The following is a 10,004-nucleotide window of genomic DNA, read 5'->3' as shown; positions in this document are numbered from 1 at the left end:
CAGACTTATTTCGCGCAGCTATGCGTGGCTTTTGTTAACTTAAATCGGGTAATTTTGCGGCAGCGTTTTTCTCTATTCCAACAAGCGGCATTAAATTATCAACCGCGGAAGCATAATTAATTGCCGAACTCCAGCCATCATACTCGGCGATTATTTTCGCCGACGTGGCCTGCCAGACATCCTGCTCAACGCTGAGCAAATCATTAATGCTCCGCTTGCTCAGGGTGTATTCATTTTTATAAACCTCGCGGGCCCGCAGCGCGTTTTCCAGCTGCCGCTTCCCGGCCTCCATTCTTCCCCGTGCGCCGGTCCAGTCAGCCTGCGCGACGGAGGCCTTTTGCAGCACGTCGAAACGCGCCTGATCGACCTGAGAGGACGCCATCGCCCGTGCGCCCTCAGCCTGACGCACGCGTGCGGATACCGCGCCGCCCTGATAAAGCGGTGCGTCAACATTGAGCTGGATCTGGTCGTCCCAGTACGAGCGGTTGTCCGACTCGTAACGCGTGCGTCCCCCCTTCAGGCTCAGGGTTGGCCAGTGCTGGGACTTCGCCGTTTCAACGCCATACTGGGCCGAACGTTCCATGTTCTGCGCGGCCATTACCGCCGGTATTAACGAATAATCAATGCGGTTGAGCGAATCCGGCTCAACGGCAAGGTTTGCGGGTACCGGCGAATAATTATCCGCCTGCATTCCGGTTAATACCGCGAGCCTTGCGCGGGCGCTGTTCAACGCGGCGTTATACTGCGCCACCGTCGCCTGCATGCCGGCAATGCGCGTGCGGGTCTGGAGCTCATCGGAGGTGGAACTCACGCCCGCATCGGCGCGCAGTTTTGCCAGCTGCTCCACGTTTTTCAGTGCCTGAACGTTCTCTTTTGCCGCCTGTAACAGATCGGAATAACGTTTGACCTCCACGTAGCCGAGCGCCGTTTTTTCCGCCACGTCAGAAAGCGTGCTCATCAGCTGGTAGCGGTAGCTATCGCGCCGGGCGGAAGACTGGCTGATGCTGTTGTTGGTCTTGCCAAAATCGTATATCAGCTGGGTCAGGCTCAGCCCCCAGGCCGCAGAATTCTTCAGCGAACCGCTGGAATCGGTGGTCTGGCTATGCCCCGTACTTCCGTTTAAGGCTATTTGCGGCATCCAGCCGCTGCGCGCCTCGTCTATTTGCGCCTGACCAATACCTAACTGCGCGGCCTGCTGGCTTATTGACGGATCGCGATCGATAGCGAAAAGAATACTTTCTTTTAAGGTCATCGTTGCCAACGGGGCAATACCCACCGGGCCACTATTGGCGTAAGCCGTATTTATGGCTAATGAAATTAATGCCAGCGTTGCTATAAATTGTCTTAAAACAGGCTTGCGTAATATCGTCATTTTATCTCCCTGACTCTGAGTGACACTCAAGCAATTACCCAAAAAGAGGTACAGATAATTAGACAAATATCTTATTTAGCTTCCTCGCTGAATTTCAGGTAAAACTCCCCATACCCATTTCCGATGGAGATGAGATCCGCCTTTGTCTTATTAAATTTAAGAATTTACTTATTTCTTAAGTTGATTCGCAGCATAACAAAATGTGGTATAGGCCACTACACCCACAATGTTAATGAGGTGTTACATATAAGAAAAAACATGGGGTTTCTGGACAAAACTCTGAAAGTAGTCTTTCAGATGAAACATCAAAACCCCCTGTAATTTAAGGAAAATTCTTAATCATCTCTGCGCACATTTTTGCGTTAATTTCTGAGCGGGTCAGACACAAAGATTTTCAAAGAAGTGTCAATTTAAGTAATAGCCGCCATCTTGTTGAAACATAATCCCAATAAAAAATATTAATTCGAAATAACATGCTTTATTTTAATTAAATATCAGAATGTAAAACCAATCAGTGGTAGTGCCATGGTTACTTAATCCAAATTGTTGATTAAAACATAATAGTAACACTGTGGTTAACATTCAGAACGGCTTAATGATATCTGCTTAATATAATTTCAATAATCAAACATCTTCCTGGTTTACGATGCCCCTTCCCTCTGCGCCAAAATGCTGTATTATGCGAACTATTGCGACATTTTGCAGGATTACTGCCATGCACAAAACCGCACGTCAACGCTATGTCCTTGATATTCTCAGTGAACAAGGTCAAGCCAGCATCACCGAACTGGCAGATAAACTGCAGGTTTCAGCGGATACTATTCGTCGGGATCTAACCGATCTGGAACATCAGGGCCTTGCCCAGAAGAATCACGGCGGGGCTATTGCGCTAAATCTCTCGGCCATGAATCGTCAGGGCCGCAATACCCTGCTGCCGGAAACCAAGCAGCGCCTGGGGAAACAGGTTGCGCAGGCGGTTCCGCCGGGTTCCACCCTGTTTCTGGATGCCGGCAGTACGGTGATGGCCGTCGCCACTTTTCTACAGGGGCCTCACACCGTGATCACTACCTCGCTGGATATCGCCCAGCATTTTAGCGACCGGGAAGACATTGAGCTTATTCTGCTCGGCGGAAAATGGGACCAGAAGCAGCGCCTGTTTGCCGGCAGCGCCACGTTGTCCCTGCTGTCTCGCTATCGGGCAGATATCGCCATTCTCGGGGCGTGCGCCCTTCATGCCGAACTCGGTTTGAGTGCCGGTAAAGAAGCGGATGCCGAGGTGAAACGCGCGATGCTCGCCGCAAGCCATGCGCACTGGATTGTTGCCGATCACCTGAAGGTTAACCGCTGCGAGCCGTATCTGGTCTCCGGGCTAACCGATATTCATCAACTTTTTTTAGATCGTCCCTGGCCTGAGCTTGGGGACCCTGGCGCATTACGGGTCACGGTGTGCGCGCAATAACGTGGAGAAGGTCATGAGTCAAGTTCAAACAATCAACATTGCGCTGATCGGGTATGGTTTTGTCGGTAAAACCTTCCATGCCCCGCTGATCCAGTCCGTGGACGGGCTTAAGCTGGCGGTGGTCTCTTCTCGTGATGAAGAGAAGGTGAAGCGCGATCTTCCGGATGTGCAGGTGGTAGCCACGCCCGAGGAAGCCATTCAACATCCTGATGTCGACCTGGTGGTCATTGCCTCCCCTAACGCCACCCACGCGCCGCTGGCGACGCTGGCCCTGAACGCGGGAAAACACGTGGTCGTGGATAAGCCTTTCACCCTGGACATGCAGGAAGCCCGCGAACTGATTGCCCTGGCGGAAGAAAAGCAGCTTATGCTCTCCGTTTTCCACAACCGCCGCTGGGACAGCGATTTCCTCGGCATTAAGCAAATTATTGAGCAAGGCACGGTCGGCAAGGTTAAGCATCTGGAGTCGCATATTGACCGCTTCCGCCCGGAAGTGCGCGTGCGCTGGCGCGAGCAGAACGTGCCCGGCAGCGGCCTGTGGTTTGACCTGGGCCCTCACCTGATCGACCAGACGCTTCAGCTGTTTGGCCTGCCAGAGTCTGTCCAAGGGAATATCGCGACGCTGCGCGACGGCGCAGAGGTTAACGACTGGGCGCACGTGCTCCTCAATTACCCGGATCGTAAGGTGGTTCTGCACGCCAGCATGCTGGTCGCTGGCGGTACGGCGCGCTTTACCGTCCACGGGGACAAAGGCAGCGTGGTGAAAGCCAGAATCGACCAGCAGGAAGCGCAGCTGCTTGCTGGCGTGCTTCCCGGCAGCGACGCCTGGGGAAAAGACGACGACAGCATGGTGTTCTTTGGGGCTGACGGCGAACCGCAGACGATTGCCACCCCGAAGGGCGATCAGCGGCAGTACTACATTAACGTGCGGGATGCGGTGCTCGGGAAGATCGCCAATCCCGTTCATCCTGTCGAGGCGTTAGCGGTCATGGCCGTGCTGGAAGCGGCGGTGAAATCGTCAGAGACGGGGTCAACGCAGACGCTGGCGTTAACTGATGAAGAGCGTGCGCTGCTGGGTTAAAAACAATCCGGGTGGCGCAGCGCCACCCGGCAAGAGTTAAAGACTACTGACGCTTTTTCGGCATCATGCGCAAAAGGGTATTATCTTTCCAGAAATAGTGGTGCATCAGCGCCGCAAAGGCGTGCAGACCAATCACGAAATAGCCCAGGTTTGCCAGCGTAACGTGCCACTCCTTCAGCACATCCACCAGGTCAAAATTCCCCTCCGCCGCGTGAGGCATCGCCAGACCAAAGGCGAACCAGTCGTTTCCGCGGTTATACATCATCACGATGCCAATCAGCGGCAGCGCAATAAACAGCAGATAGACGATCAGATGCCCAAGGTGGGACATCCCGGTGATCATCGCTTTGGGCTTAGGCTGAATGGGCGGTGCGGGAAACTTGAGGCGGATCAGCAATCGCGCCACCATCAGCACCAGAACCGAGATCCCGCAGGAGACGTGGATCATATTAATAAGCGGGCGGTCGGTACGCGGGAAAAAGCCTCTGAATTCCATCGCGCAGTAGGCGACGACGATTAACAAAAACACCAGCCAGTGAATCGTGATTTGCAGGCTTGTATACTTAGTGCGCATGGGATTTCCTGAAAAAAAACAGTCACCGCGCCAACATAATCTCCTTTCCTTAAAAATTCATTAACTTTTCTGTATGGTTTTTCAAATACTTCCCCTCGCATGAAGCATCTTCAATTGCCGCCCTGTCCGTGATGGTCTAAGCCTGGATGAGTTCAAACTGTCGTATCGACACGTTCACAGGAGAACACCATGAGTAAAATTGGCATTAACGGATTTGGACGCATTGGACGCCTTGTGCTGCGCCGCCTTCTTGAAACCCAGGACAGCAATACCGTCGTCGCCATCAACGACCTCACCTCCCCGAAAGTCCTGGCCTACCTGCTCAGGCATGATTCCAACTACGGTGGCTTCCCCTGGAGCGTGGATTTCACCGAGGATGCGCTAATTGTCGACGGTAAAACCATTGCGGTGTACGCCGAAAAAGAGGCAAAGCACATTCCGTGGAAAGCCGCGGGCGTGGATATCGTCGTGGAGTGCACCGGCTTTTATACCTCTGAAGAGAAATCGCGGGCGCACCTGGACGCCGGCGCGAAGAAAGTGCTGATCTCGGCGCCCGCGGGTGAGATGAAGACCATCGTCTACAGCGTGAATGACGATACCATTGACGCCAGCGATACCATTATTTCCGTCGCGTCCTGCACCACCAACTGCCTCGCCCCGCTGGCAAAAGCCCTGAACGACGCGTTTGAAATTAAAGTGGGCACCATGACCACCATTCATGCCTACACCGGCACCCAGGCGCTGGTGGATGGCCCGCGCGGGAAAGATCTGCGCGCCTCGCGGGCGGCGGCTGAAAATATTATTCCGCATACCACCGGTGCGGCGAAAGCCATCGGCCTGGTGATCCCCGCGCTCAGCGGCAAACTGAAGGGCCACGCCCAGCGCGTGCCGGTGAAAACCGGATCGGTAACCGAGCTGGTCGCGATTCTGGGTAAAAAGGTGACGGTCGAGGAGATCAACGCCGCGCTGAAAAAGGCGACCCAGGGGAATAAATCGTTCGGGTATACCGATGACGAGATTGTCTCTTCAGATGTGATTGGCTCGCACTATGGCTCGGTATTCGACGCCACGCAGACGGAGGTCTCTGAAGCGGGAGATCTACAGCTGGTGAAAGCCGTAGCGTGGTATGACAACGAGTATGGTTTTGTGACCCAGCTGGTGCGCACGCTGGATAAGTTTGCGGCGCTGTGACTTCCCCCACTCACCCCTCACCCTAACCCTCTCCCCAAAGGGGCGAGGGGATTTTTCCGTGCCTAAATTATTTTACGTGCGCTCTTCAGGACCGGGTCCTGTTGTAACTGTCTCCATGCGGCGGTGACAGCCTCTGGGAACTCAACGTGGGCGATATAATCACGCCCGGCCGGGCCATAGCCGTTAACGTCATCATACAGCCGCGGCAGCTCCCCCAGAACCAGCGAAAGGTAGCGATCAACGGGCCACAGCCCGGCGTTGCCCCCGCTAAACTCCACGCCATCTTTTCCGTTTTGCAGCATCGGCGTAAACCCGGGATGGCTTATCCACTGCGGCGACGCGGGCTCGTCACGGCAAACGCGGGCAAAGGTTGCCATCGTGCGGCGCTGCATCGTCGGGTCCTGCACCACCAGCACGCGCCCGCTTGTCAGCTGACGCTCTTTCAGCATTTCCCAGCTAAAACGCGCGTTTTCACCGCAGTTGGTGGAGCGATCTTCAACCCACACGCGCGCCCCGGGGATCTGCCAGAACTCCCGCGCAACGTCGGCAAGAATGCTTGCTTCTGCCCGCCCCGCGACCGGTAGAGCGTGGTAACGCGGGTGATTGCGGATCGCTTCATATAAAAACGGGGTCGAATGGCCGATGCCGCCGCTGATCAAAAGCGGCACGTCATTCTGAGAGGCAATACGGCAGGCCGCGTCAATGGTCGGGATCGCCGCGTTGCCAGCCAGGATCACCGCATCAATCGCCGGAGCCTGACGGGTTGCGCTCAGGTCGTCCTGCGCCAGCCATGCGCCGACAGTATTGATGGCCGCCAGCGTGGCATCCGCCAGAAGGGGAAAATGGGGCTGAACCATGGTCAACTCCTCACGTTGTTGAATCGCCGAATTTATCGTTTTTCTGAAATAACCAGAAACATCCTAAAATCATCAGGTTGCACCTGCCTATTATGCTTTTGATTTCCAGCCATACAAAACATTGTATTGTACAGGCGTCATGAAAAAGCACCCAACGCTGCTAATTTAACCGTGATCTGACCAGTTTCAGACCGCCCGCGCTTGCCAAATACAACATCCAACCCTAAGTTGCTTAACAATTTCACAACCTTTTTCATCTTCACGGGTTGCACCTGAAGCGCGCCAGGTGGCACCTCATACATCATCAACGTGGCGGGGTTTCAGGTCATGACAGAACATGAAAGTACGACGACGGTATTACGAAAAAATAAGAAGGTATTAATCGCCAGCCTTACCGGGAGCGCCATTGAATGGTTTGACTATTTCCTCTACGGTACGGCGGCCGCGCTGGTCTTTAATAAGATCTTTTTCCCGATGGTCGATCCGGTGATCGGACTCATTCTCTCGTATCTCTCTTTCTCATTAACCTTTTTTATACGTCCCATTGGCGGGGTACTTTTCGCGCACATCGGCGACCGCATTGGTCGTAAAAAAACCCTTGTACTGACCCTCTCTTTGATGGGAGGTGCAACCGTTATGATTGGCCTGCTGCCCACGTATGAGATGATTGGCCTGTGGGCGCCCGCTCTGCTGATCCTGATGCGTATCATTCAGGGGATGGGCATAGGCGGTGAATGGGGCGGCGCGCTGCTGCTGGCCTACGAATACGCGCCCGAAAAACGCAAAGGGTTCTTCGGCAGCATTCCACAGGCGGGCGTGACCATCGGCATGCTGATGGCGACCTTTATCGTTTCGCTGATGACTATGTTCAGCGAGGAGGATTTTCTCTCCTGGGGCTGGCGTATCCCGTTCCTGCTGAGCTCGGTTCTGGTGTTGCTCGGCCTGTGGATCCGAAAAGATATCGATGAAACGCCTGATTTTCAGAAGGTCAAAGCGTCCGGCCAGGTGGCTAAGGCTCCCCTGCGCGATACGCTGAAGCATCACTGGCGTGAAGTGCTGATCGCCGCCGGCCTCAAGGTCGTGGAAACCGCGCCGTTCTATATTTTCTCTACGTTTGTGGTGAGCTATGCCACCAGCACGCTAACCTATCAAAAATCGCAGGCGCTGGAGGCCGTGACGCTGGGAGCCCTGGTGGCCACGATAATGATTCCGTTAATGGGGCTGCTCTCGGATAAAATTGGCCGTCAGCGCATGTATGCCACGAGCGTCTTTATCCTGGGCTTGTTTATCGTGCCATGGTTTATGTTGCTCAATACCGGTACAACCTGGGGCATTGTGCTCGCGACGGTCATCGCCTTTGGCGTACTGTGGGCGCCGGTCACCGCGGTACTCGGTACGCTGTGCTCTGAAATCTTTAGCGCAAACGTGCGTTACACCGGCATTACGCTCGGCTATCAGCTGGGTGCCGCGCTGGCCGGCGGTACCGCCCCGCTGATTGCCACCGGCCTGCTGGCAAAATATGACGGCGACTGGGTTCCGGTGGCCTGGTATCTTGCCGTCACGGTAGCCATCTCCTTAATCGCGATTTTCTGCGCCAGCCGCGTTAAGCGTGCAACTCTCGTCCAGGCGCAGCCCGAACGTCTCTGACCTTTCCCGGCCCGTCCCGCGGGCCGCTCTTTTTCCTTAAATTTTTCTTCTACATTTGATTAACATGCGCAAATCATATTCACTTGAATTATCATTTGCGGCAGACGTAGAATCCCTAGCCTGCTAATTATTCAATCATTTCTAAGGTAATGACGTTATGCGCCTGCCCGAACGCGACCCTTATGCTCCTCGCGAGTGGCAGCCACATGAGAAACCCGCCCTGCTGGGTTCGCCTTCCACCCCCGAGCACAGTACGCCAAAACGCGTCGCCTACGGCGTCGTTGGGCTGCTGGTGTGCCTGACGGGGGCACTGGGCAATGCGGTGGTCACCGCCAACCTGCAAAACCTGCAGGGGACCTTCGGGGCCTGGTCGACCGAAATCGCCTGGCTGCCCGCGGTCTATGTGATGACCAACATCTCCATCAACCTGCTGCTGGTCAAATTCCGTCAACAGTACGGCCTGCGCGCCTTCACGGAAGGTTTTCTGGTGCTGTACGTGCTGGTCACCTTTTTCCACCTGTTCGTTAACGACCTCAGCTCCGCGCTGATGGTGCGCGCCGCGCACGGGATGGTGGCCGCCGCGCTCAGCTCGCTGGGGATTTACTACCAGATACAGGCCTGGCCTGCGAAGCACCGCCTGAAGGCGCTCACCATCGGGATTACCGGATCGTCGCTCGCTATTCCGCTGGCGCGCCTGTTTTCCACTGAGCTTCTCCAGCTTGACGAGTGGCGCGGGCTCTATTTCTTTGAACTGGGGCTGGCGCTAATCTCCCTGGCCTGCGTAATCGCCTTAAAGCTGCCGCCGGGCGACCGGCGCAAGGTCTTTGAGAAGAAAGACTTTATCACCTTCTTTTTACTGGCCCCCGGGATGGCCCTGCTCTGCGCCGTGCTCTCGTTAGGCCGTCTTGAATGGTGGTTCGAGGCGCCGTGGATCGGCTGGTCGCTGGCGCTATCGCTGGTGCTGATTGTGGCTGCCATCGTGTTTGAACATAACCGCGACAACCCGCTGCTGAATACCCGCTGGCTGTCGAGCGGCAGCATCGTCCGCCTGGGGCTGATTATGCTGCTGATCCGCATCGTGCTGGCGGAGCAAAACACCGGCGTCATCGGCTGGCTACAGTACGTGGGGTTACAGAATGAGCAGATGACCCATCTGGCGTGGTCCATTTTCGCCGGGATCGTCTGCGGGATCGTCACCAGCTGTCTCACCATCAAGCCCACAAAGCTGGCGTGGCCGATCGTCACCTCTCTGGCGCTGATGATTGTGGCCTCCCTGCTGGACAGCCAGTCCAATAACCTGACCCGCCCGGATCAGCTGATGGTCAGCCAGTTCCTGCTGGGCTTCGGCAGCGCCTTCTTCCTGGCGCCCGCCATGCTGGCCGCCATTGGCGGGGTGATCGCCGACCCGCGAAACCTGGTCAGCTTCTCGGTCATGTTCGGCATGAGCCAGAACCTCGGCGGCCTGCTGGGGTCGGCGATTCTCGGCACCTTCCAGACCTGGCGCGAGAAGTACCACTCCAGCCTGATGGCGGATCAGCTCACCACGCTCAACCCGCTGGTCAACGAGCGAATTCAGCTTTATACCCAGATGTATAAAAGCCTGATTGGCGACAGTTCGCTGCTGGGAACGCAGGCCATTACCCAGCTACAGACGGTGACCACCCTTGAGGCAAACATTCTGGCCTATAACGATACTTATCTTCTGACGGCGAGCATCGCCGCCGCCACGCTGGTCTGGATTTTATGGCGCTTGCTGCGCCTGCGCATAACTGCCCGTATGGCGCTGAAGAACGCCACCGGCAACAGGTAATTGAAATATTTCT

The 10,004-nt window shown here is 55.4% G+C and carries 9 protein-coding genes; 5 read left to right on the top strand and 4 right to left on the bottom strand.

Going from position 1 to position 10,004, the window contains the following annotated elements; genetic code table 11:
- Positions 1–34 precede the first annotated feature (34 nt).
- The gene (locus tag USG84_RS05050) at positions 35–1,372 is read right to left on the bottom strand and encodes a TolC family outer membrane protein (protein ID WP_253541927.1); all 1,338 of its coding nucleotides are present in this window, start codon (positions 1,370–1,372) and stop codon (positions 35–37) included.
- A gap of 715 nt (positions 1,373–2,087) precedes the next feature.
- On the opposite strand from USG84_RS05050, the gene USG84_RS05045 reads away from it, so the two are divergent.
- The gene (locus tag USG84_RS05045) at positions 2,088–2,831 is read left to right on the top strand and encodes a DeoR/GlpR family DNA-binding transcription regulator (protein WP_151413808.1); all 744 of its coding nucleotides are present in this window, start codon (positions 2,088–2,090) and stop codon (positions 2,829–2,831) included.
- A gap of 13 nt (positions 2,832–2,844) precedes the next feature.
- On the top strand, positions 2,845–3,912 hold the full coding sequence (locus tag USG84_RS05040) for an oxidoreductase (protein WP_151413809.1): 1,068 nt from the start codon (positions 2,845–2,847) through the stop codon (positions 3,910–3,912).
- Positions 3,913–3,955: 43 nt separating this feature from the next.
- On the opposite strand, the gene cybB is transcribed toward USG84_RS05040, so the two are convergent.
- The gene (gene cybB, locus USG84_RS05035) at positions 3,956–4,486 is read right to left on the bottom strand and encodes a cytochrome b561 (RefSeq protein ID WP_151413810.1); all 531 of its coding nucleotides are present in this window, start codon (positions 4,484–4,486) and stop codon (positions 3,956–3,958) included.
- 189 nt (positions 4,487–4,675) lie between these two features.
- Here cybB and gap point away from each other — a divergent pair, with 189 nt between their 5' ends.
- Positions 4,676–5,677 carry a type I glyceraldehyde-3-phosphate dehydrogenase gene (gene gap, locus USG84_RS05030; protein WP_028013079.1) on the top strand — a complete coding sequence of 334 codons (1,002 nt, stop codon included), beginning with the start codon at positions 4,676–4,678 and terminating at the stop codon, positions 5,675–5,677.
- A gap of 62 nt (positions 5,678–5,739) precedes the next feature.
- Here gap and USG84_RS05025 read toward each other — a convergent pair whose 3' ends face one another.
- Together USG84_RS05025 and USG84_RS05020 are read right to left on the bottom strand one after the other, a co-directional pair.
- Positions 5,740–6,534 carry a YdcF family protein gene (locus USG84_RS05025; protein ID WP_253541924.1) on the bottom strand — a complete coding sequence of 265 codons (795 nt, stop codon included), beginning with the start codon at positions 6,532–6,534 and terminating at the stop codon, positions 5,740–5,742.
- 137 nt (positions 6,535–6,671) lie between these two features.
- Entirely contained in the window at positions 6,672–6,797 is a 126-nt protein-coding gene (locus USG84_RS05020; protein ID WP_316330458.1) for a hypothetical protein, read from the bottom strand.
- 64 nt (positions 6,798–6,861) lie between these two features.
- Between USG84_RS05020 and USG84_RS05015 the strand changes: the two genes are divergently transcribed.
- Positions 6,862–8,181 carry an MFS transporter gene (locus USG84_RS05015; protein ID WP_151413811.1) on the top strand — a complete coding sequence of 440 codons (1,320 nt, stop codon included), beginning with the start codon at positions 6,862–6,864 and terminating at the stop codon, positions 8,179–8,181.
- A 157-nt stretch (positions 8,182–8,338) separates the two neighbouring features.
- On the top strand, positions 8,339–9,991 hold the full coding sequence (locus USG84_RS05010; protein WP_253541921.1) for an MFS transporter: 1,653 nt from the start codon (positions 8,339–8,341) through the stop codon (positions 9,989–9,991).
- Positions 9,992–10,004: the final 13 nt, after the last annotated feature.

The organism is Enterobacter sp. 168J2, assembly GCF_034107265.1.
GTDB lineage: Bacteria > Pseudomonadota > Gammaproteobacteria > Enterobacterales > Enterobacteriaceae > Enterobacter > Enterobacter nematophilus.
The sequence above is the reverse complement of the archived record's forward strand: the minus strand, read 5'-3'. Positions and strand labels throughout refer to the sequence as shown.

What these genes read in the sequence shown, in the direction of transcription:
- USG84_RS05050 (WP_253541927.1), bottom strand. Translation starts at nt 1,372, where the DNA reads ATGACGATATTACGCAAGCCTGTTTTAAGACAATTTATAGCAACGCTG.
- USG84_RS05015 (WP_151413811.1), top strand. Translation starts at nt 6,862, where the DNA reads ATGACAGAACATGAAAGTACGACGACGGTATTACGAAAAAATAAGAAG.
- cybB (WP_151413810.1), bottom strand. Translation starts at nt 4,486, where the DNA reads ATGCGCACTAAGTATACAAGCCTGCAAATCACGATTCACTGGCTGGTG.
- gap (WP_028013079.1), top strand. Translation starts at nt 4,676, where the DNA reads ATGAGTAAAATTGGCATTAACGGATTTGGACGCATTGGACGCCTTGTG.
- USG84_RS05040 (WP_151413809.1), top strand. Translation starts at nt 2,845, where the DNA reads ATGAGTCAAGTTCAAACAATCAACATTGCGCTGATCGGGTATGGTTTT.
- USG84_RS05045 (WP_151413808.1), top strand. Translation starts at nt 2,088, where the DNA reads ATGCACAAAACCGCACGTCAACGCTATGTCCTTGATATTCTCAGTGAA.
- USG84_RS05010 (WP_253541921.1), top strand. Translation starts at nt 8,339, where the DNA reads ATGCGCCTGCCCGAACGCGACCCTTATGCTCCTCGCGAGTGGCAGCCA.
- USG84_RS05025 (WP_253541924.1), bottom strand. Translation starts at nt 6,534, where the DNA reads ATGGTTCAGCCCCATTTTCCCCTTCTGGCGGATGCCACGCTGGCGGCC.